The organism is Cnuibacter sp. UC19_7, from assembly GCF_042699995.1.
Lineage (GTDB): Bacteria > Actinomycetota > Actinomycetes > Actinomycetales > Microbacteriaceae > Cnuibacter.
The window spans coordinates 3309915-3329262 of record NZ_CP170560.1 but is presented as its reverse complement, the minus strand read 5'-3'; the positions used below and the strand labels follow the sequence as shown (position 1 = coordinate 3329262).

Annotated in this window: 18 protein-coding genes; 3 read left to right on the top strand and 15 right to left on the bottom strand. The window is 72.6% G+C overall.

Going from position 1 to position 19348, the window contains the following annotated elements; all coding sequences use genetic code 11:
• Positions 1-74 precede the first annotated feature (74 nt).
• On the top strand, positions 75-860 hold the full coding sequence (locus tag ACFJGV_RS15905) for a FadR/GntR family transcriptional regulator (RefSeq protein ID WP_378144959.1): 786 nt from the start codon (positions 75-77) through the stop codon (positions 858-860).
• A 24-nt stretch (positions 861-884) separates the two neighbouring features.
• Positions 885-2297: an alpha-hydroxy-acid oxidizing protein gene (locus ACFJGV_RS15900; protein WP_378144958.1), complete on the top strand. Its 1413-nt coding sequence runs from the start codon at positions 885-887 to the stop codon at positions 2295-2297.
• Positions 2298-2563: 266 nt separating this feature from the next.
• Here the strand turns inward: ACFJGV_RS15900 and mtnB are convergent, their stop codons facing one another.
• Genes mtnB through ACFJGV_RS15880 form a run of 4 tightly spaced genes read right to left on the bottom strand, consistent with a single transcriptional unit; the run spans position 2564 to position 6351 of the window.
• Complete coding sequence (gene mtnB / locus ACFJGV_RS15895) at positions 2564-3241, bottom strand: methylthioribulose 1-phosphate dehydratase (RefSeq protein ID WP_378144957.1); 678 nt, start codon at positions 3239-3241, stop codon at positions 2564-2566.
• Complete coding sequence (gene mtnC / locus ACFJGV_RS15890; RefSeq protein WP_378144956.1) at positions 3238-3969, bottom strand: acireductone synthase; 732 nt, start codon at positions 3967-3969, stop codon at positions 3238-3240. The genes mtnB and mtnC overlap by 4 nt, the downstream gene beginning before the upstream one ends.
• Positions 3970-4000: 31 nt before the next feature.
• Positions 4001-5284: a phosphotransferase gene (locus ACFJGV_RS15885; RefSeq protein ID WP_378144955.1), complete on the bottom strand. Its 1284-nt coding sequence runs from the start codon at positions 5282-5284 to the stop codon at positions 4001-4003.
• Positions 5281-6351 (bottom strand): hypothetical protein, encoded by a 1071-nt coding sequence (locus ACFJGV_RS15880; RefSeq protein ID WP_378144954.1) that lies wholly within the window; start codon positions 6349-6351, stop codon positions 5281-5283. The genes ACFJGV_RS15885 and ACFJGV_RS15880 overlap by 4 nt, the downstream gene beginning before the upstream one ends.
• 217 nt (positions 6352-6568) lie before the next feature.
• Here ACFJGV_RS15880 and ACFJGV_RS15875 point away from each other — a divergent pair, with 217 nt between their 5' ends.
• Positions 6569-7255, top strand: coding sequence for a DUF2510 domain-containing protein (locus tag ACFJGV_RS15875; RefSeq protein WP_378144953.1), 687 nt, complete (start codon positions 6569-6571; stop codon positions 7253-7255).
• 53 nt (positions 7256-7308) lie between these two features.
• On the opposite strand, the gene ACFJGV_RS15870 is transcribed toward ACFJGV_RS15875, so the two are convergent.
• The 11 genes from ACFJGV_RS15870 to ACFJGV_RS15820 all read right to left on the bottom strand — a co-directional run bounded on the left by ACFJGV_RS15870 (position 7309) and on the right by ACFJGV_RS15820 (position 19338).
• Positions 7309-8487 carry an acyl-CoA dehydrogenase family protein gene (locus ACFJGV_RS15870; RefSeq protein WP_378144952.1) on the bottom strand — a complete coding sequence of 393 codons (1179 nt, stop codon included), beginning with the start codon at positions 8485-8487 and terminating at the stop codon, positions 7309-7311.
• Positions 8484-9611: a CaiB/BaiF CoA transferase family protein gene (locus tag ACFJGV_RS15865; protein ID WP_378144951.1), complete on the bottom strand. Its 1128-nt coding sequence runs from the start codon at positions 9609-9611 to the stop codon at positions 8484-8486. The genes ACFJGV_RS15870 and ACFJGV_RS15865 overlap by 4 nt, the downstream gene beginning before the upstream one ends.
• On the bottom strand, positions 9608-11098 hold the full coding sequence (locus tag ACFJGV_RS15860; protein ID WP_378144950.1) for an aldehyde dehydrogenase family protein: 1491 nt from the start codon (positions 11096-11098) through the stop codon (positions 9608-9610). Before ACFJGV_RS15860 ends, ACFJGV_RS15865 begins: the two co-directional genes overlap by 4 nt.
• 68 nt (positions 11099-11166) lie before the next feature.
• On the bottom strand, positions 11167-12618 hold the full coding sequence (locus ACFJGV_RS15855; protein WP_378144949.1) for an aldehyde dehydrogenase family protein: 1452 nt from the start codon (positions 12616-12618) through the stop codon (positions 11167-11169).
• Positions 12615-13403: a sugar isomerase domain-containing protein gene (locus tag ACFJGV_RS15850; RefSeq protein ID WP_378144948.1), complete on the bottom strand. Its 789-nt coding sequence runs from the start codon at positions 13401-13403 to the stop codon at positions 12615-12617. Before ACFJGV_RS15850 ends, ACFJGV_RS15855 begins: the two co-directional genes overlap by 4 nt.
• Positions 13404-13425: 22 nt before the next feature.
• A complete protein-coding gene (locus ACFJGV_RS15845; RefSeq protein WP_378144947.1) occupies positions 13426-14178 on the bottom strand; it encodes a nucleoside phosphorylase in 753 nt (250 codons plus the stop codon).
• Positions 14165-15124, bottom strand: coding sequence for a PfkB family carbohydrate kinase (locus tag ACFJGV_RS15840; RefSeq protein ID WP_378144946.1), 960 nt, complete (start codon positions 15122-15124; stop codon positions 14165-14167). Before ACFJGV_RS15840 ends, ACFJGV_RS15845 begins: the two co-directional genes overlap by 14 nt.
• Positions 15121-15717, bottom strand: a complete 597-nt coding sequence (locus ACFJGV_RS15835; RefSeq protein ID WP_378144945.1) for a cysteine hydrolase family protein — start codon at positions 15715-15717, stop codon at positions 15121-15123. Before ACFJGV_RS15835 ends, ACFJGV_RS15840 begins: the two co-directional genes overlap by 4 nt.
• Before the next feature lie 5 nt (positions 15718-15722).
• Positions 15723-16625, bottom strand: a complete 903-nt coding sequence (locus tag ACFJGV_RS15830) for an ABC transporter permease (protein WP_378144944.1) — start codon at positions 16623-16625, stop codon at positions 15723-15725.
• Positions 16622-17746, bottom strand: a complete 1125-nt coding sequence (locus ACFJGV_RS15825) for an ABC transporter permease (RefSeq protein WP_378144943.1) — start codon at positions 17744-17746, stop codon at positions 16622-16624. Before ACFJGV_RS15825 ends, ACFJGV_RS15830 begins: the two co-directional genes overlap by 4 nt.
• Positions 17743-19338 (bottom strand): ABC transporter ATP-binding protein, encoded by a 1596-nt coding sequence (locus ACFJGV_RS15820; protein WP_378144942.1) that lies wholly within the window; start codon positions 19336-19338, stop codon positions 17743-17745. Before ACFJGV_RS15820 ends, ACFJGV_RS15825 begins: the two co-directional genes overlap by 4 nt.
• Positions 19339-19348 lie beyond the last annotated feature (10 nt).

Below are 19348 nucleotides of genomic sequence, written 5' to 3'. Positions count from 1 at the left end.
GCCTGCTGGAGCGAGCGTCGGTCAGCTGCTAGTGTGGTCGGACCATATGGTCTGACCACACGCGAGGAGGCGCCATGAGCGACCACGTCGAGGCGCGCGCCTGGCAGACGGTGCTCGATCGCATCGAGAGCGACCTCCTCACCGGCGCGCTCTCCCCCGGCGACCACCTCCCCGCCGAGCGGACGCTCGCCGCTGACCTCGGCGTCGGGCGTTCCTCCGTGCGCGAGGCCCTGCGCGTCCTCGAGGTGATGGGGCTCATCCGCACGCAGACCGGATCGGGCCCGCAGTCGGGCGCGATCATCATCGCCCGCCCCTCCGGCGCCATGTCGGCGCTGCTGCGGCTGCAGGTCGCCGCCCGCGGGTTCGCGGTCGACGACATCGTCGCGACCCGCCTCGTGCTCGAGTCGGCCGTGTCCACGCAGCTGGCCACCCGCATCCGGGCCGCCGCGATCGAACGGCCGGGCGACGGGTCGGCGCCGTCCGCACCGGACCTCGTCGAGGTGCACGAGCTGCTCGCCGCGATGGACGAGCCCGACATCGCCGACGCGCCCGCCGAGTTCCTCCCCCTCGACCAGGCGTTCCACCTCGCCCTCGCCGCCGCTTCCGGCAACCAGGTGATCGCGGCCACCATGGCCGGGCTCCGCGCCTCCATCGAGGCCTACGTGCTCGAGGGCGCGAGCTTCCTCCCCGACTGGGCCACCACATCCCGTCGTCTGCGCGCCGAGCACCACGCCGTGGTCGAGGCGATCACCGCGGGCGATGCCGCCTCCGCCGAGAGCCGGATGCGCGACCACATCGAGACCTACCACTCCGAGACCAGCCGAGCGCGGGCGGCGCACACCGCCGGTGCCGGCGGCTGACATCCGCCCCCGAAAGGAAACCCCATGGTCCAGCGCCGCATCCCGAAGGTGCGCGATCTCGCGCCCCTGATGCAGTTCAAGAAGCCGCAGCTCGACGCCAAGAAGCGCCGCCTCGACTCGGCGCTCACCATCTACGATCTGCAGCGCATCGCCCGCCGGCGCACCCCGAAGGCCGCGTTCGACTACACCGAGGGCGCCGCGGAGGCCGAGATCTCTCTGGCCCGCGCCCGCCAGGCGTTCGAGGACATCCAGTTCACCCCGTCGATCCTCCGCGACGTCTCGACGGTCACCACCGGATGGGACGTGCTCGGTGCGCCCGTGTCCCTCCCGTTCGGCATCGCCCCCACCGGCTTCACGCGCATGATGCAGACCGAGGGCGAGATCGCCGGCGCCGGCGCCGCGGGGGCGGCGGGCATCCCGTTCTCGCTGTCCACGATGGGCACCACCGCGATCGAGGACGTCAAGGCAGCGAACCCGAACGGCCGCAACTGGTTCCAGCTGTACATGTGGAAGGACCGCGACCGTTCGATGGCCCTCGTCGAGCGCGCGGCGAAGGCGGGCTTCGACACGCTCCTCGTCACCGTCGACGTGCCCGTGGCGGGCGCGCGCCTGCGCGACAAGCGGAACGGCTTCTCCATCCCGCCCCAGCTGTCGGTGGGGACCGTCGTCAACGCGATCCCGCGCCCGGAGTGGTGGATCAACTTCCTCACCACCGAGCCCCTTTCGTTCGCCTCGCTCGACCGCTGGTCGGGCACCGTGGGCGAGCTGCTCGACTCGATGTTCGACCCGACGGTGACGTTCGAGGACCTCGAGTGGATCCGCGACCAGTGGCCCGGGAAGGTCGTGGTCAAGGGTGTGCAGAGCCTCGACGACGCTCGCCGCCTGGCCGAGCTCGGCGTCGACGGCATCACGCTCTCGAACCACGGCGGCCGCCAGCTCGACCGCGCCCCGATCCCCTTCCACCTCCTGCCCGACGTGGCGCGCGAGTACGGGAAGGACATGGAGGTCCACCTCGACACGGGCATCATGTCGGGCGCCGACATCGTCGCCTCCGTCGCGCTGGGCGCGCGATTCACCCTGGTCGGACGCGCGTACCTCTACGGCCTCATGGCCGGCGGCCGTCAGGGCGTCGACCGGATGATCGCGATCCTCGGCGAGCAGATCACCCGCACCATGCGTCTCCTGGGCGTGAACTCCCTCGAGGAGCTGAACCCGGGCCACGTCACGCAGCTCGAGCGCCTGATCCCGCGCGCGGTCGCCCCCGCCGCGGTGCAGGCCGCGGAGGCGGCGCCCGCCGCGCGTAAGTCGACGCGCTCGGGCGCTTCGGCTTCCGCGCCGAAGGCGGCGTCTCGTCCGGCGGCGAAGCCCGCAGCGAGCCCGGCAACGAGGAACGTCTCGAAGGATGAGGCCGCCACCCCGGCCACCCTCGACGCGTAGCTCGGCGGTTCACCGCAGAAAGGTCGCCTGAGACGCGGCATGCCCCCGTATAGGGGCGCATCCCCTTTCTCGGGCGGCCTCTCTGCGGCACCCACCCGCAGCCTTGCGCGCGCCGCTGGGGCTGCTCCCCTCCCACCCCCGGGGTTTCGCCCGCTCTTTGGCGTTTCGCGGGGTCAATGGCCTAGCGAAAGGCCACAGAGGCAGCGAAACGGCCCCACTGCGGCTGGACGGACGGACGCGTGCCCGTGGACGGGCGGCCCCGGGGGTCAGGCGCGGGAGAGGGCGATCTGCAGGAGGGCCTCGGTGAGCTCGAGGTGCCAGCGGGCCTGGCGCAGGTCGGCGCCCCAGGCGTAGATGCCGTGGTCGGCGACGATGAGGGCCGGCACCTCCGCCACCGTCGCGGTGGGGCGGGCGTACTGGCGCTCGAAGGCGTCGCCGAGCACACGCATGTCCTGCCCGTTCGGCACGATGGGGATGACGACGCGCTCGCCGTGCGCCCGGTGGCCGATGCCCTTCAGCATCTCGAGGTCGTGGAGCACCACCCCGCCGGGCCACCGGTGTCCGGCCTGCACCGCGGCGAGCGCGTGCACGTGGATGGCGGCGCCCGCGCCCGTGACCGCGGCGATGCGCGCGTGCAGCCCCGCCTCGGCGGAAGGGCGCTGCTCTGAGCCGCCCTCGCCGATCACGCCCTCGCCCACGCCGTCGACGACCACGATGTCGGATGCGGTGAGCTCGCCCTTGTCGAGTCCCGACGCCGTCACCGCCAGTCGCAGCGGATCGCGACCGAGCGTGACCGACAGGTTGCCCGCGGTGCCCGGCATCCACCCCCTGGCGGCGAAGCGGGCGGATTCGGCGGCGAGGGCGCTGCCGACCGCGTCGAGGACCGACGGCGAGAACGGGGCCGACGGCGAGAACGGGGCCGACGTCGAGGGCGAGGACGTCACGGAGCGACCACCTCGACGTCGTCGAACGACGCCGCGACGGACGCGGTGCCGAAGTCGGCCTCGAAGAACGGCTCGCCCTCACGGGAGAACGCGACGACCTGCCAGCCCGCCTCGAGGGCGGCCGAGATCTCGCCGGGGTTGTCGGTGAAGAACACGATGTCGGCGGCGTCGACCCCGAGCGCCGACGCGATCTTCGCGTAGGAGGCTGCCTCCTTCTTCGGCCCCGCCTTCACGGTGTCGAAGTAGTCGGTGATGAGCGGCGTGAGGTCGCCCGACGGCGAGTGCTTGAACCACGGCACCTGCGAGGCGATCGAGCCCGACGAGAACACGGCGAGCCCGACGCCGGCGTCGTGCCAGCGGCGGAGGCGCGGGACGACGTCGTCGAAGAAGTGGGAGGTGACCTCGCCGCGGTCGAAGCCCTCGGCCCAGATCTGACCCTGGATGGTCTTGAGCGGTGTGGCCTTGACGTCGCGCTCCATCCACTCGTGGAGCACCGCGACGATCTCGTCGGTCGACGCATCGGAGGCGAGGTGCGCATCCGAGATCACCTGACGGCGGGCCTCGGCGATGGCCGGGTCGTCGGCGTGGTCGTCGATCCACGCGGCCAGGCGCGGGCGGGCGTAGTCGTAGAGGTCGCCGAGGATGAAGCCCGCGGCGCTCGTGGTGCCCTCGAGGTCGACCACGAGGACCTTCGCGTGGACGAGCAGGGGGTCGGGGGTGTCGGTCATGGGTTCCTCCGAGGGGATCGCGGGGCGGTGATCAGGCGGATGCGGTGCTCGGCCCGGAAACGCTGCCGACCCCGCCGTCGGACGCGACGGGCGCGGACGCTGCGGGCGCGGACGCGACGGGTGCCGACACCGACAGGGGGGAGGCGGGGTCGACCGGGCGCAGCGACTCGGCCGAGGCCACACCCCGGCCGCTGACGATGTGGGTGACGGCCGCGTCGAGCACGGCCGCCGAAGCGGCGGCGCGCGGTCCCTCGGTGAGCACGCCGTCGAGGTCGGAGGCGTGCGAGAAGCCCGCGATCCGCCGCACCATCTCGACGCCCGCGAAGCGCCAGGCGTCGTCGACGATCGTGTCGATGCGGGCAGCGTCGAGGCCCGCGGAGGCGGTGAACGCGGCGAGGCTCGCCGGGATCGCCTCCCAGCGGCGGAGGGCCAGGGCGTCGTCGCCCGCGGCGAAGGCGGCGGCGACCGCCACCTCGACCCCCGCCCAGAACAGGCCGAGGTCCATGCCGATGGGGCCGACGAAAGCGAACTCGGGGTCGAACACCTTCACGACCTGCTCGCCATCACGCACGCCGACCATCACGGATCCGGTGTGGAGATCGCCGTGGATGAGCGCCTCCGACGCGGTCTCGAACCGCTCTCGGACCCGCTCGACCGCCTCGGCGACGGCGGTCGAGGCGCGGAGGTCGCGCACCCGCTCGTCGAGGGCCGGCTCCCAGCGGTTGGTCTCGTGCTCGCGGAGGGGGTAGCCGAGCAGGAAGTCGCGCGTGATCTGCATGAGACCCTCGTCGCCCGTCTGGGCCGACAGCTCGGCGAACGCCTGCTCTCCCAGAGCCTCGCGCGTCGTGGCCGCGGCCAGCGCGCCGACGAAGCCGCCGACGACGGAGCCGACGTCGGCGTGGTCGAGGTCGCGGCCGTCGGCGTCGTGCTCGGCGGCGAGCGCGTCGCGCAGCACGGCGAGGTCGCTGAGGTCTTCCATCAGCAGCACGTGCAGCTCGTCGTCGAACCCGACGATCTCGGGGATCGAGTCCGGCACACGCTCCGCGAGGAGCGCGTAGGTCGCGGCCTCGGCGGCGATCCGGGAGGGGTCGATGGGCCACTCGGGCCCGATCGACTGCACGAACGGCGGTGCCTGCTTGAGCGCGACGCTGCCGCGCGGTCCGCGGGCGAGGAACACGCGGTTCATGTTGCCTGCCGTGACGTCGACGACGTCGACCTGGGCCGGCTCGTCGGCGACGCGGGCGAGCCCGCCGGTGCGCACGAGGTACTCGACCACGTCGTCGCGGCCGTCGAGGAGGGGGTAGTCGGCGCTCATGGCTGCTGCTTCCTGTGGTAGTCGGCCACCCGGTCGGCGGGGAAGGCTCCGCGGTCGGTCACGATCCTCGTGACGAACCGCGCGGGGGTGACGTCGAAGGCGGGGTACCAGCCGCGGGTGACGAGGTCGGAGGCGGTGCGCGCTCCGCCGACGTGCAGCACCTCGTCGCCGTCGCGCTCCTCGACGACGATGTCGTCGGCGGTCGGCGCGGCGGCATCCGGCGCCTGCACGAGCGCGTAGAACGGCACCCCGAACGCGGAGGCGGCGACCGCGAGACCGAGCGTCCCCACCTTGTTCACGACACTGCCGTCGAGGCTCACGCGGTCGGCGGCGGTCACGAGGGCGTCGATCGGGCCCATGCCGGAGCCCGGCGCCATCGCGGCGGCGCCCATGCCGTCGGTGATGAGGGTGACGGGCTGCCCCATCTCGGCGAGCGTGTGCGACGTGAGCCGGGCGCCCTGCAGGTACGGACGCGTCTCGGTGGCGACCCACTCGAACGACTTCCCGGCGGCCTCGGCGGCACGGACGGTCTCGACGAGGTAGGTGTCCATCCAGCAGTGGGTGAGGATGCGGGCGCCGTCGTCGAGGAGCGCGACGGTCGCGTCGCCGAGCAGCCGGCTGCGGCGGCGGTAGAGGTCGGCGCCCTCGCGGGCCGCGGCGACCGCGGCCTCCACGAGCTCGGAGGTCGACACGGCGTCGTCGATGGCGGCGAGCACGTGCTCGACGGCCTCGCGCGGATGCCCGTTGGTCGGGCGCGCGGTGGCGACCACCTCGGCGGCCCGCCGCATCCGCCGGCCTGCCGCGTCGAGGTCGAGGTCGGCGACCTGCAGAGCGGTGAGCTCCATCGCGGCGTAGGCGGCGTAGAGGGGTCCGGAGCTCTGCGTCACCATGCCCGCGATCGCCGCGGCGACCTCCTCCGCGTCGACCGCCGCGACCCACTCGATCGAACGCGGGAACACCCGGCGATCGAGGATGAGCACCGCGCCGTCGACCACCCTCACGGAGTCGTCGAGGAGAGGCGCGCGCCGCGCGGAGGCCGGGATCGGGATGCTGTGCGTCGTGGTCATGCTGAGCTCGTCTCCAGGTTACCGGCTGCGCCCGCCCGCCCCCTCCGTGTGACCTCCCGCTACGCCTCGGTCGCCGCGGAGCACACCCAGGACACGCGGATGATTGCGCCGGGAAAGCGCTTCTTCTGGGGGCACTTGTTGCTCCACGACACGCAAGGCAGGCTTGTAGTCTCGTGTCGGCGCGGATGCGCTGCACGAGGACATGAGGGGATTCCGGATGAGCGACGGCGGGTACGGCAACGCAGGCAGCGGCGCGGGCGGCACGAACGGCGGGGCGACACCTCCCCCGGGATGGCACCCGGATCCGGCCGGGTCGGGGATGCAGCGCTGGTGGGACGGGACGCAGTGGACAGGGAGCACGCAGTGGCCGAGCGCCCCGGCGTTCCAGGGCGGCGGGAGCCTCGATCCGAACGCCAAGGTCGCGCCCGGCACCCCGGTCTACACGCCGTGGATCTGGCTCATCGTGCTGCTGCCGCTGGTGTCGTACGCCCTGCTGCCCTGGGTGTTCGGCGAGACGATCGCGCAGATGAAGAACGTGATGACCTCGACCGACTACGGCACGACCTCGAGCTTCAGCATGTCGATGGGGCCGGCGAACCTGGTCACGCAGCTGATCGGCTGGGTGATCTGGGGCGTCACGGTGCTCTTCGCCTGGCTCGACTACCGCACGCTCCGGATGCGCGGGTTCGTGCGGCCCTTCCACTGGGCCTTCGCGTTCATCCCCGCGCCGGTGTACCCGATCGGCCGTTCGATCGTGGCGCGCCGCCGGTCCGGCCGCGGCATGGCGCCCCTGTGGGTCACTGTCGGGATGTTCGCGCTCGGCCTCATCGTCTCGATCGTGCTCACCGTCGCGATGTTCAACTCGATCCCCTGGAACGAGCTCTCGCCCAGCACCTACCGCTGACCCGCTGACCCGGATGCGGCCCGGCACCGTGCGGGTGCCGGGCCGCTCTGCGCTCACTCGAAGGCGGGGATGCCCGTGAGTGCCCGTCCGAGGATGAGCGTGTGGATCTCGTCGGTGCCCTCGTAGGTGCGCACCGCCTCGAGGTTGGCCATATGCCGCATCACCGGGAACTCCGACGTGACGCCGTCGCCGCCGAGGATGCCGCGGGTGGTGCGGGCGATCTCGATCGCCTCGCGCACGTTGTTGAGCTTGCCGACGCTGATCTGGGTCGGCGACAGCGTGCCCGCATCCTTGGAGCGGCCGATCGCGAGCGCGAGCAGCATCCCCTTCTGGTACTCGAGGAGCATGGTGGCGAGCTTCTCCTGCGTGAGCTGGAACGCGCCGATCGGCTTGCCGAACACCATGCGGGTCCGCGCCCGGTCGAGCGCGATCTCGAGGCAGCTGCGCGCGGCCCCCATCGCGCCCCAGATGATGCCGTACCGGGCCTCGTTGAGGCACGAGAACGGGCCGCGCAGGGTGGTCGCGCCGGGCAGACGCGCCGAATCGGGCACCCGGACGCCCTCCAACGTGACGTCGCACTGGATCGAGGCGCGCATCGCGAGCTTGCCGTCGATCGGCGTCGCGGTGAAGCCCGCCGTGTCGGTCGGCACGAGGAACCCGCCGATGCCGTCCTCGGTGCGCGCCCAGACCACGGCGACGTCGGCGACGCTCGCGAGCCCGATCCAGCGCTTCGCACCGTCGAGCACCCACCCATCACCCTCGCGGCGAGCAGTGGTCGTCATCGCGGCGGGGTCGCTGCCGCCGTCGGGCTCGGTGAGGGCGAAGCAGCCGACCTTCCGCCCGGCGGCCATCTCCGGCAGCCAGCGGTTCTTCTGATCCTCCGAGCCGAACTTCGCGATGGCGCTCATCGCCAGCGAGCCCTGCACCGAGACGAAGGTGCGCCATCCGCTGTCGACCGCCTCGAACTCGGCACAGACGGCGCCGTAGCTCACCGCGCTCGCCCCGGCGCATCCGTAGCCGCGGATGTGCATGCCGAGGAACCCGGCGGCACCCAGCTCGGGGATCAGCTCGGCGCGGAAGCGCTTCGCCTCGAAGTCGTCCTCGATCGCGGGAGCGATGCGGGTCTGCGCGAACTCACGGGCGCGCCGCTGCCAGTCGCGCTCCTCGTCGGAGAGCAGCGCGTCGAAGTCGAACACGTCTCGGAGGGCGTCGCGCCCGGCGTCATGGGTCATGTGAGGTCTCTCCAGGTGGTGGCGGATCGGTCGGGAAGGGTCGGCGGCGGCGAGACGTACTCGACGGGGGTGGCGCTGAAGCGGATGGGGTTGGCGACGCTGCGGCTGTCGGCCAGCTCGACGACGGGGTCGAGCCCCAGCCGCTCCGCGAGCGCGAAGGCATCGGGCAGCGAGTTGATCGGGCCCGCCGGCACCCCGCGGGCGGCGAGGCGCTCGGTCCACTCGTCGGCCGTGCGCTCGGCGAAGGCGGGCGCCAGAAGGGCGTTGAGCTCGGTGCGGTGTGCCACTCGGCCGCTGTTCGTCGCGAAGCGCTCGTCGTGCGCCAGCGCGGCGATGCCGAGGTCGTCGGCGAGCTGCGCGAACTGCGCGTCGGTCCCGACGGCGATCGCGATGTCGCGGTCGGCCGCGCGGTAGGTCTCGTACGGGGCGATGCTCGGATGCTGGTTGCCCATCGGCGCGGGCGTCCGTCCCGCCTCGAGCCAGGCGCCGGCCTGGTTGGTGAGCGAGGAGAGCAGGCTCGACAGCAGGTCGACCTCGATCCGCTGGCCGCGCCCCGTCGTCCCGCGCGCGTGCAGCGCGGCGAGGATCCCCGACAGAGCGTGCAGCCCGGTCACCACGTCGACGAGCGCCACGCCCACCTTGGTCGGATGCTCGGCGTCGGCGCCGGTGATGCTCATCAGCCCGCCCATGGCCTGGACGAGCAGGTCGAACCCGGGCAGCCCCGCGCCCGGTCCGGCGCCGAAACCGCTGATCGAGCAGTAGACCGCCCGCGGGTTGAGACCCTCGACGTCGGACGGGCCGAGCCCGTGGCGCTGCATGGTACCCGGACGGAAGTTCTCGATCACCACGTCCGCGTGCACGACGAGGTCGGTCACCACGGCGAGATCGGCCGGATCGGCGAGGTCGACGGCGATGCTCCGCTTGTTGCGGTTGACCGACCCGAAGTACGTCGAGGCACCCGACGGTCCGGCCGGCGGCGTCCAGGCGCGGGTCTCGTCGCCGACGCCGAGCCGCTCCACCTTGACCACCTCGGCGCCCATGTCGGCGAGCATCATCGTGGCGTAGGGCCCCGCGAGCACGCGTGTGAAGTCGGCGACGAGGATGCCCGCGAGCGGCCCGGTCATGCCCCGCCCCTGAGGTAGACGGTCGTCGTGTGCGTGAAGAACTCCTGCGCCGCCTCGCCCTGCTCCTTGGGTCCGAGCCCGCTGCCCTTGGCTCCGCCGAACGGGACGTGCGGATCGGCGCCGGCCGACTCCGAGTTGACGTGCAGGATGCCGGTGTCGATCGCGTCCATGGCCTCGAGGGCGGTGCCGAGGTCGCGGGTGAAGACGGCCGCGGTGAGCCCGAACTCGCCACGGTTCGCCTCCGCGAACGCCTCGGCCGTGCCGCTCACGCGCTTCACGCCGACGATGGGGCCGAACAGCTCGTCGTCCCAGACGGCCGCCTCCGTGCCGGTGCAGTCGAGCACGGTCGGGGCGACGAAGTGGCCCCCACCCGAAGCGCGGGAAGCGCCCGAAGCGCGGGAAGCGCCCGAAGCGCCGATCTCGGGCTCGCGCGCGGTGAGGCGGACGACCCCGGCGTCGGTCGCCGCCGCGACGGCGCCGAGCATCGACCGCCGCGCGTGATCCGAGATCACGGGCCCGATCTGCGTCGCGGGGTCGAGGGGATCGCCCACCACCAGGCTGTCGGCGCGGGCGACGAGGCGGGCGAGGAACCCGTCGGCGATCGACTCGTCGACGATCACCCGCGAGGTCGCGGTGCACTTCTGGCCGCTCGAGTTGAAGGCGCCTGCGGCGACCTGGGCCACCGCCAGGTCGAGGTCGGCGTCGGCGAGCACGACGGCCGCGTTCTTGCCGCCGAGCTCAGCCTGGACCGGAACCCCTCGCGCCGCCGCCAGGGCGGCGATGCTCCGGCCGACGGTGGTCGATCCGGTGAAAGTGATGCCGTCGATCCCCGGATGCGCGACCATCGCCGATCCGAGATCGGCGCCGCCGATCAGGAGGTTGAGCACCCCGGCGGGGAGCCCGGCCTCCACCAGCGCTTCCGCGAGGCGGAGCGCGAGCAGCGGCACCGGGCCAGCCGGCTTCCAGACCACGGTGTTTCCGTAGGCGAGGGCCGGCGCGATCTTCCAGGCGGGGATGGCGATGGGGAAGTTGAACGGTGTGATCGCCGCGACGACGCCGAGCGGCTTCCGTGTGACGAGGATCCGCTCGCCGGCCCGCGGCGAGTGGTGGACGGTGCCCGCCTGCCGGTCGCCCACGGAGGCGAAGTACTCGAGGATCTGCGCCGCGCGGCGCACCTCGCCGACGCCCTCGGCGAGGGTCTTGCCCTCCTCCGCGGCCAGCTCCGCCCCGAGCACCTCAGCGCGGTCCGACAGCAGACGGCCTGCCTCGCGGAGGAACACGCCCCGGCTCCCCGCGGGCATGCGTGCCCAGTCGGGGGCGGCGAGCCGTGCCGCCGCGACGGCCGCGTCCACGTCCTCGACGACGGCTGCCCGGCCCGTCGCGATCAGCCGGTCGGGATGGGCGGGGCTCCTGCTCTCCACCGGCTCACCCGAGCCGAGCGTCCACTCTCCCCCGATGCGGTGGCGGAGTTCGACCGTCGCGGTCATCGATCCTCGTCCTTCCTCGTTCTTCGTCCGTCCAGCTCTCGCCGGCCCGCCCGTCGCCGGGCGGGCGCTCAGTAGCGGCGCAGCATCCGGATGTGGCGCTGCTGCATGAAGGCGGTGAGCCCCTCCGGGCCGAGCTCGCGCCCGAAGCCCGACATCTTCCACCCGCCGAACGGCGCCTGCAACTCGGTGATGTCATTGATGTTGACACCCACGCCGCCCACCTCGAGTCGCTCGGCCACACCCCAGGCCCGGTCGAGGTCGCCGCCGAAGACGTACGCGGCGAGACCGGCGGCGTTGTCGTTGGCCAGGTCGGCCAACGCGTCGACGTCGAGACCGGCGTCGTAGCGGTGCACCGCGACGACCGGGCCGAAGGTCTCCTCTGTCATGGCGAGCGCATCCAGCGGCACGCGGTCGACGACGGCGGGCGCGAAGTAGTGCCCCCTCGCCAGGTCGCCGTCGCGGAGACGGTGGCCGCCCGTGGTGACCACCGCCCCGCGATCCACCGCATCCGCGATGTGGCGCTCGGCCTTGCCGAGCACCGCCTCCGTCGTGGCCGGGCCGCCCGTGGTCGCGGGGTCGAGACCGTGACCGATGCGGATGCGCTCCGCCTCGGCCGACACCGCCGCCACGAACTCGTCGGCGATCGGGTCGGCGACGAGGATGCGGTTCACGGCGATGCAGATCTGGCCGGCGTTGGAGAAGGAGCGTCGGGCGGCCGCCGCGGCCGCCGCGGGCACGTCGGCGTCGTCGAGCACGACGAACGGGCTCTGACCGCCGAGCTCGAGGGAGAGCCGCTTCATCGTGCCCGCGGCCGAGCGCATGATCGCCTGCCCGGTCGCGGTCGACGCGGTCGCGGTGACCATCGCGATGCGCGGGTGCGACGACAGGCGCTCCCCCGCCTCGAGCGCGCCCGGCAGGTCGGAGAGCAGGCCCGCGGGGAGTCCGGCATCGTGGAAGCACTCCACGACCACGCCGATCGCCAGCGGCGACTCGAGCGGCGGCTTCACGATGATCGCGTCGCCCGCGGCGAGCGCGGGGCCCACCTTCCAGGCGTAGAGGTCGACCGGGTAGTTCCACGGCACCACGGCGCCGACCACCCCGACGGGCGCCCACTGCACGATCGAGCGGATGTCGCGCCGCTGCGTCGGCCGCAGCGCGCCGGGCACCCGCTTGCCCTCCTCCGCGTAGTAGTGGAACACCTCGATCGCGAAGGCGATCTCCTTGCGGCTGTCGGCGAGGGGCTTGCCCTGCTCGAGCGTGAGCAGGCGCGCGATCTCGTCGATCCGCGTCTCGATGCGATCGGCGGCGGCGTGGAGGATCGACGCGCGCTCACCGGCCGGGGTGTCGGCCCAGAGGCGCTGCGCCGCGAGCGCGGCGTCGACCGCGCGGTCGACGTCGGCGGCGCCCGCCACCGCGGTCGAGCCCACCGTCTCGCCGGTGCCGGGGTCGGTGACGTCGAGACGCTCACCCGAGAGCGCGTCCGTCCATCCGCCCGCCAGATACAGGCCGCGGGAGGTCATCGCACCACCGGCGCCGAGAAGTCGCGGTTGCGGAGGCGCCGCCACAGCTCCTCGTAGTTGCGGTCGTTCTGCTGATGGGCGAGCCTCGTGCGGTTGGAGTTGGTGTTCACCATGATCATCGGCTCGTAGTCGCGCGACACCAGCTCGGCCGCCGTGGACGCGTTGATCGCGTGCGAGACCGCCACGGCGATGGAGGTCGACGTCGGGCCCACCGGGAACTCGAGGCCGTCGATGAACTGCGAGGCGTCCTCGAGCGGGATGCCGGTGTCGATCGTCACGTCGGCGATCTCGTACAGACGCTTGCCGGAGGAGTGGCGGCTGGCGACCTGCGAGGAGTGCGGCACGCTCGTCACGGCGATCACCTTGAGCCCGCGCTCCTGGAACTCCACCGCCATGTCGAGGATGACGGCGTTGATCCCGGAGTGGCTGAACAGGATGAGCGAGTCGCCGTCCTTGATCTGGTGCGATCGCAGGATCGCCTTGCCGTAGCCCTCCTGGGTGTGCATGAAGCGGTACTGGGCCGTGCCCTGGTCGCCGAGCACGTGGTGCATGAGCGCGATCGACGACTCCACGATGGGGCGGAAGCCGGTGACACCGCCCGTGCGGGGGAACGACTCGAGCGCGGCGAAGCCGCCGTGGCCGGTGCCGAAGGTGAAGACGAGGCCGTCGCCCTGGATGCTGTCGGCGCAGATGCGCGCGGCCTCCTCGATCTGGTCGGCCTGGGTGTCGCGGACGGCGCCGATCTTGGCGATGACGTCGTCGAAGTAGTCCTGTGCGATGGTCATGGTGATCCTTTCGGGGCTGAGGTCAGGCTGCGACCGGGGCGTGCGCGGTGAGCGCGCCGAAGCCGGTCTCGAGGAGGGCGCGCTCGGCGGCGACCCGCGCCTCGTGCGGCATCTTGTCGTTGGTGAGACCGGAGACGCTGGCCAGGCACAGCGACGAAGCGGCGACGCCCAGGGCACGGGCCGCGACGAAGATGGCGCTGGTCTCCATGTCGGTCGCGATGACGCCGGTCCGGGCGAGGGCGGCGTAGCGCTCCTGCACGGGCTCGTTGCCGGATCCTGTCTCGAACATCTCGGTGTAGAAGCCGTCGAACGTCGCGAACAGCCCCGAGCGGTGCGGGACGCCGGAGGCCTCGACGGCCGCCTCGACGTCGACCGTGAGCGGCAGGTCGGGCACGGCGGGGAAGGCGAGCGGGAGGTACGACGCGGAGGTCGACTCGTTGCGGACGGCGCCGTGTGCGACGACGAACTCGCCGAGCTGCGTGTCGCCGACCGTCATCGCGGTCCCCAGGCGAAGGAACCGCTTCACCCCGAGCATCGCGAGCTCGTGCAGCACCACTGCGGCGATGGGGGCGCCCATGCCGAACGCCGACACGGTGATGCGATGGCCCGCGTGGGTGCCGGTGGCGGTGGTGAGCCCGCGGTCCTCGTTGAGGATCGTCGCATCATCGAGCATGTCGGCCGCGAGCAGCACGCGGCCTCGGTCGCCGACGAGGACCGCCGACTCGCCGACCTCGTCGGCGCTGCAGCGCAGGTACCAGGCGTTAGCGCTCGGCATGGGTGACTCCTTCGTTCTGTGGTGCACCGTCGACCGGTGCAGGTTCGTGGGAACGCGCGGTGGCGCGCGAGATCAGCAGGGCACGGGCTGCGGCCGAGGCACGCGAGACCAGCTCGTCGAGCAGGTCGTCGGTGAGTGCGGCCGGATCGTGCACCCGGGCGAGGTCGGCGGCCGCGGTGCCGATGAAGGTGTCTCCCGCGCCGGTGGTGTCGGCGGCGCTCACCCGCTCGACGCTGCTGGAACCCGCGCGGGCGTGGCCGGCGACCTCCCACCGCACGCCCTCGGCCCCGAGGGTCTCGAGCAGCAGCGTGCCCGGCCGCACGGTCGACGACAGCGGGCCCGACGCCTCGAGGAAGGGACGCTCCCCGCGGGCGAAGCTGACCGCATCCGCCCTGGTGAGCAGCCGTCGAACGAGCTCCTCGTCGTAGGCGTCGGCGTCGTGCTTGACCGCCCAGACCAGGCGCGCCTCTGTCGGCAGCGTGTCGAGCACCTGCTCGGTGAGGGACCGCGGGGCGACCGTGAGGAGGACGGTGCGGGCCGCGTGCAGCACGCGCACCTGCCGGTCGTCGAGCCGCGCGGGATGGCAGGTGCCCGGGTCGAAGAAGCAGATCGTGCCGCCCGACTCGATCTCGAGCATGGTCGCGCTGGGGCTGCGGTCGCCCTGCACGGCGACGCCCTCATCGGACGCACCGGCCTCCCGGACGGCGGCGCGCCAGAGCACGCCGCCCCGGTCGTCGCCGATCCACGACACCGCGGTGACCTCGGCGCCGTTGGCCGCGGCCGCCGTGACCAGATGCGCGATGCCGCCGATCGCCGGGCTGTCGGAGCGCAGCGGCCTCCGGAGGATGCTCGTGGCATCGACGCCCCGGAAGCGGCTCGTCGACGTCGCGGAGTCGAGGCTGGCGTAGCCGACGACCGCGAGCGGTGAGGGGGTGGACGGGTTCACAGCGACGCGATCGCTTCCTCGAGCGTCGGGACCGCGCCGAAGTAGCGCTCGATGTCCTCGAGGCTCGCCGCCCCGAGATGCGGCCGGTTCGAGTTCGTGGTCTCGGTGGGGACCCAGACCTCGAAGCCGCCCGCGAACGCATCCTGCGCGGTGGCCCGGATGCACACGTTCGTCTTGACGCCGACGATGATCAGCCGGCGGATGCCCTGCTCGCGCAGCAGCAGGTCGAGGTCGGTGGCGTAGAAAGCGGAGTAGCGGCGCTTGAACACCTCGACCTCGCGGCCCGAGGCGATCGGCTCGAACCCCGGCACGTACTCCGCGTCGCTCGACCCGGCCTCGTGGTGGCGGGGCAGCTTCGTGAACTCGAAGTCCTCGAGGCCGGGGTAGTGCCTTTCGACCGCGTGCACCACGAGGGTGCCGCGGTTCCGGGCCTCCTCGAGGAGGGTGCGGATGGGACCGAGCACCTCGGGGGCGGCAGGGTAGAAGTTCGCCTCGGCCGGGTCGAAGAACGACGCGATGAGGTCGACCAGGACGAGCGCGGTGGGGACGCGCGGCTCGGATCCCGGGTCAGAGGGGACGGATTCGTCGGACATGGTGCTCAGGCGATCTTTCGTGAGGAGCGGGAGTACTGCCGGATGCCCGTGATGGCCAGGACGACCACGACGGCGACGTACGGGAGTGTGGAGACGATGTCGGCGGAGAAGCCGCCCGAGGTCTGGATGCGGATCTGCAGGGCGTCGAAGAAGCCGAACAGGAGGCAGGCCAGGGCCGTGGGCAGCGGACGCGAGCGGCCGAAGTAGAACGCGGCCAGCGCCACGTAACCGCGACCCGCCGTCATGTTCTCGTTGAACAGGCCCACCGTGCCGAGGCTCAGCGCCACACCGCCCAGCGCCGCGAGGGCGCCTGCGATGATGCCCGCGCCGTCCCGGATGCCGGCGGTCCGCAGGCCCAGCGACGCGCTGGCGGGCTCGGATGCCCCGGTCGCGCGGAGGCGGAGCCCCCACCTCGTGTGGGCGAACAGCCACACAAGCACCGGCACCGCGATGATGGCGAGCCAGAACAGCGGATCCTTCCCGGAGACGATCGCCCCGAGCACCGGGACGTCGGCCACACCGGGGATGACGAGCGAGGGCAGCCGCTCGAGCCCCTCGGGCTGCAGCGTGCCGGAGACGCCGAAGACCGAGCGGAGCAGGTATCCGATCACACCGAAGGTCACGATGTTGAACCCGAGCCCGACGATGATCTCGTTGCCGTGGAGGCGGGTGATGAGCAGGCTCATGATGCCGCCCGTGATGGCGCCCGCCACCACGCCGGCGATGGTGCCGATGATCCAGCTGCCCGTCCATCCGCTCAGCAGCGCCCCGATGAAGGCGCCGGTGATCATGTGCGCTTCGAGGCCGATGTTCACCACGCCGGCCTGCCGGTGGATGGCGCCGCCGAGCGCGGCGAACACGAGCGGGACGGACAGCGTCAGCGCGGACGCGAGGATGGCGTCGATCATGCCGCACCGCCTTTCTGCCGGCGGCGCCGGGCGAGGAACCGCGGGAGGACGAAGGAGGCGACCGCGAAGATCATGACCGTCCCCTCGAGGATGTCGATGAGCTGCACGGGCAGGTTGATGAACAGCTGCACGGTGGCCCCGGCGGCGTTGAGGGCGCCGAACAGGATGGCGCCGACGAGGATGCCGATCGGGTTGAACCGGGCGAGCAGCGCGATGGCGATGCCCGTGAAGCCGAAGCTCGCGGAGAAGCCCTCCGAGTACCGGTGGACGACACCGAGGGCGTGGGCGCCGCCGCCGAGGCCACCGATGAGGCCGGCCCCGATGAGCCCCGTCGCGATGACGGTGCGCACGCGGAGACCCTGCGCGGTGGAGAAGCGCGGCGCGCTGCCGACCGCGCGGAACTCGTAGCCGATCGTGGTGAACCGCATCCAGATGAAGTATCCGACCAGCACGAGGAGGGCCACGATGAGGCCGACGTTCGTCTGCCCGGGCGGTGCCAGGGGCGGCAGCTCGGCGCTGTCGGCGACGTACTCGGTCGACGAGTTCGCCTGGCCGGGGGCGAGGAAGAACGACTGCACCAGCCATCCGGCGACACCGGCGACGATGAAGTTGAACATCAGCGTCGTCACCACCTCGTCGACGTTCCAGAGCGAGCGGAGCACGGCCGGCACGACGGCGACGAGGCCGCCCGCGACGACCGCCGCCGCGAGGGTGACGATGATCGCGATCGGGCCGGGCACCCCGCTCATCTGACTGCCGATGACCGAGGCGGTGAGGCCGCCCATCACGAAGCTGCCCTCGACGCCGACGGTGAAGGCGCCCGCGCGGTAGGCGAACGCGGCGGCGATGCCGGTGAAGAGGATGGGAGTGGTCGCCGCGAGCGTGGCGTTGAGGCGGCTCGGGCTGCCGAACGCCTCCGTGGCGAGCCGGCCGTAGACGGCGAACGGGTTCGCGCCGGTCGCCGCGAGCACGATGCCGCCGATGACGAGCGCGAGCAGCACGGGCAGCCCGGCGTGGACGGCGACGTTGCGCAGCCCCTCGAGCAGACGGCTCGCGCGGCTGGCGCCCGGGTCGGTGGGCTCCGGCTCGACCGGAGCGGTGTGCGTGGCGGTCGCGCTCATGCGTGCGCCTCCCCTGCGTCGGAGTCGCCGGAGCGGCCCGGGGTTCCGGCGTGGCCGAGCATGAGGTCGCCGATCTCGGCGCGGCTGGCGCCGCGCGACAGCACGCCCGACGACTCGCCGCGGTGGAGCACGAGGATGCGGTCCGACAGCTCGCGCAGCTCGTCGATCTCCTCGCTGAACAGCACCACGGCCGCGCCGTCGGCGCGGGCGCGCAGGAGCAGCTCGTGGATGTAGGCGATGCCACGGAGGTCGACCCCGCGGGTGGGCTGGCTGGCCACGAGCACACGCGGCGTGCCGATGGTCTCGCGACCGAGCACCACGCGCTGCTGATTGCCCCCGGAGAGCGAGCTCGCCGGGTCACCCGATCCGCCGTACTTCACGGCGGCGAGGCCGAGCACCTGCTGCACCCGCTCGCGCACCCGGCGCGGCGAGAAGAAGCCGAAGCGGGCGAGCCCGCTGATCCCCGGACCGGCGATGGCGTTGTCGGCGAGGGAGAGCGAGAGGGCGAGCCCCTCGTGCTTGCGGTCGGCGCTCACGTAGGCCATGCCAACCTGCCGGCGCCGGCGCAGCGAGAGCCGGTCGACGCGGCGGTCGCCGATGCGGATGGCGCCGGCCTCGACGGTGCGGATGCCGATGAGGGCCTCCGCGAGCTCCTCCTGGCCGTTCCCGGCGACCGCCGCGACCCCGAGGATCTCGCCGGCCCGCACGGTGAACGTCAGTCCGGCGAGCTTCTGGATGCCCTTGTCGTCGCGGGCGGTGAGGTCGGAGACGGCGAGCACCTCATCGCCCGCCTGCTGCTCTCGGACGGCCGTGGTCGGCAGCGCACCCTCGCCGATGATGAGGGCGGCGAGCACCGGCCGGTCGACCTCCGCGCGCGGAAGCTGCGCCACGGTGCGGCCGGCGCGGAGCACGGTCACGTCGTCGGCGATGGTCACCACCTCGTCGAGCTTGTGGCTGATGAAGAGGAGGGTGCGCCCCGCGTCGCGCAGCCGCCCCATGAGACGGAGGAGCTCGTCGGCCTGGGCCGGGGCGAGCACCGCGGTCGGCTCGTCGAGGATGAGCACGTCGGCGCCGCGGTAGACCAGGCGGAGGATCTCGATCTGCTGCTGGATCGCGATCGACGTCTCCGACGCCCGCGCGCTCCAGTCGACGTCGACACCCGCCTCGGTGGCGAGCTGGTCCGCGGAGACGCGAGCGGCCCTCCAGTCGATCCGCCCCGCCCGCCGCGGCTCCGCCCCCAGCACGAGGTTCTCGAGCAGTGTGAGGTCGGGGATGATCGCGAGCTCCTGCTGCACGAGCCCGATCCCCCGCTCGATCGCGGCGCGCGGGCTCGAGAGCTCGACCTCGGCGTCGTCTATCAGGATGCTGCCCGAGTCGGGCCGGTCGAGGCCGTAGAGCATCCGCATCAGGGTGCTCTTGCCCGCGCCGTTCTCGCCGACGACCGCGTGGACCGTGCCCGGCCGGACGGTCAGGTCGACGTCGACGTTCGCCCGGACCGCTCCGAAGCTCCTGCACACCATCCGGGCCCCGATGCGGCAGCCGACGGCCGCCGCACCGGAACCCGAGAGGGTGCTTCCCGTGGTGGGGTTCATGGAATGGGTT

Excerpts from the sequence above, each read along its gene's own strand:
- ACFJGV_RS15905 (WP_378144959.1), top strand. The coding sequence starts at position 75 with ATGAGCGACCACGTCGAGGCGCGCGCCTGGCAGACGGTGCTCGATCGC.
- ACFJGV_RS15885 (WP_378144955.1), bottom strand. The coding sequence starts at position 5,284 with ATGAGCGCCGACTACCCCCTCCTCGACGGCCGCGACGACGTGGTCGAG.
- ACFJGV_RS15865 (WP_378144951.1), bottom strand. The coding sequence starts at position 9,611 with ATGACCGGGCCGCTCGCGGGCATCCTCGTCGCCGACTTCACACGCGTG.
- mtnC (WP_378144956.1), bottom strand. The coding sequence starts at position 3,969 with ATGACCGACACCCCCGACCCCCTGCTCGTCCACGCGAAGGTCCTCGTG.
- ACFJGV_RS15850 (WP_378144948.1), bottom strand. The coding sequence starts at position 13,403 with ATGACCATCGCACAGGACTACTTCGACGACGTCATCGCCAAGATCGGC.
- ACFJGV_RS15825 (WP_378144943.1), bottom strand. The coding sequence starts at position 17,746 with ATGAGCGCGACCGCCACGCACACCGCTCCGGTCGAGCCGGAGCCCACC.
- ACFJGV_RS15855 (WP_378144949.1), bottom strand. The coding sequence starts at position 12,618 with ATGACCTCCCGCGGCCTGTATCTGGCGGGCGGATGGACGGACGCGCTC.
- ACFJGV_RS15820 (WP_378144942.1), bottom strand. The coding sequence starts at position 19,338 with ATGAACCCCACCACGGGAAGCACCCTCTCGGGTTCCGGTGCGGCGGCC.
- ACFJGV_RS15875 (WP_378144953.1), top strand. The coding sequence starts at position 6,569 with ATGAGCGACGGCGGGTACGGCAACGCAGGCAGCGGCGCGGGCGGCACG.
- ACFJGV_RS15830 (WP_378144944.1), bottom strand. The coding sequence starts at position 16,625 with ATGATCGACGCCATCCTCGCGTCCGCGCTGACGCTGTCCGTCCCGCTC.
- ACFJGV_RS15900 (WP_378144958.1), top strand. The coding sequence starts at position 885 with ATGGTCCAGCGCCGCATCCCGAAGGTGCGCGATCTCGCGCCCCTGATG.
- ACFJGV_RS15845 (WP_378144947.1), bottom strand. The coding sequence starts at position 14,178 with ATGCCGAGCGCTAACGCCTGGTACCTGCGCTGCAGCGCCGACGAGGTC.
- ACFJGV_RS15880 (WP_378144954.1), bottom strand. The coding sequence starts at position 6,351 with ATGACCACGACGCACAGCATCCCGATCCCGGCCTCCGCGCGGCGCGCG.
- ACFJGV_RS15860 (WP_378144950.1), bottom strand. The coding sequence starts at position 11,098 with ATGACCGCGACGGTCGAACTCCGCCACCGCATCGGGGGAGAGTGGACG.
- ACFJGV_RS15835 (WP_378144945.1), bottom strand. The coding sequence starts at position 15,717 with ATGTCCGACGAATCCGTCCCCTCTGACCCGGGATCCGAGCCGCGCGTC.
- ACFJGV_RS15870 (WP_378144952.1), bottom strand. The coding sequence starts at position 8,487 with ATGACCCATGACGCCGGGCGCGACGCCCTCCGAGACGTGTTCGACTTC.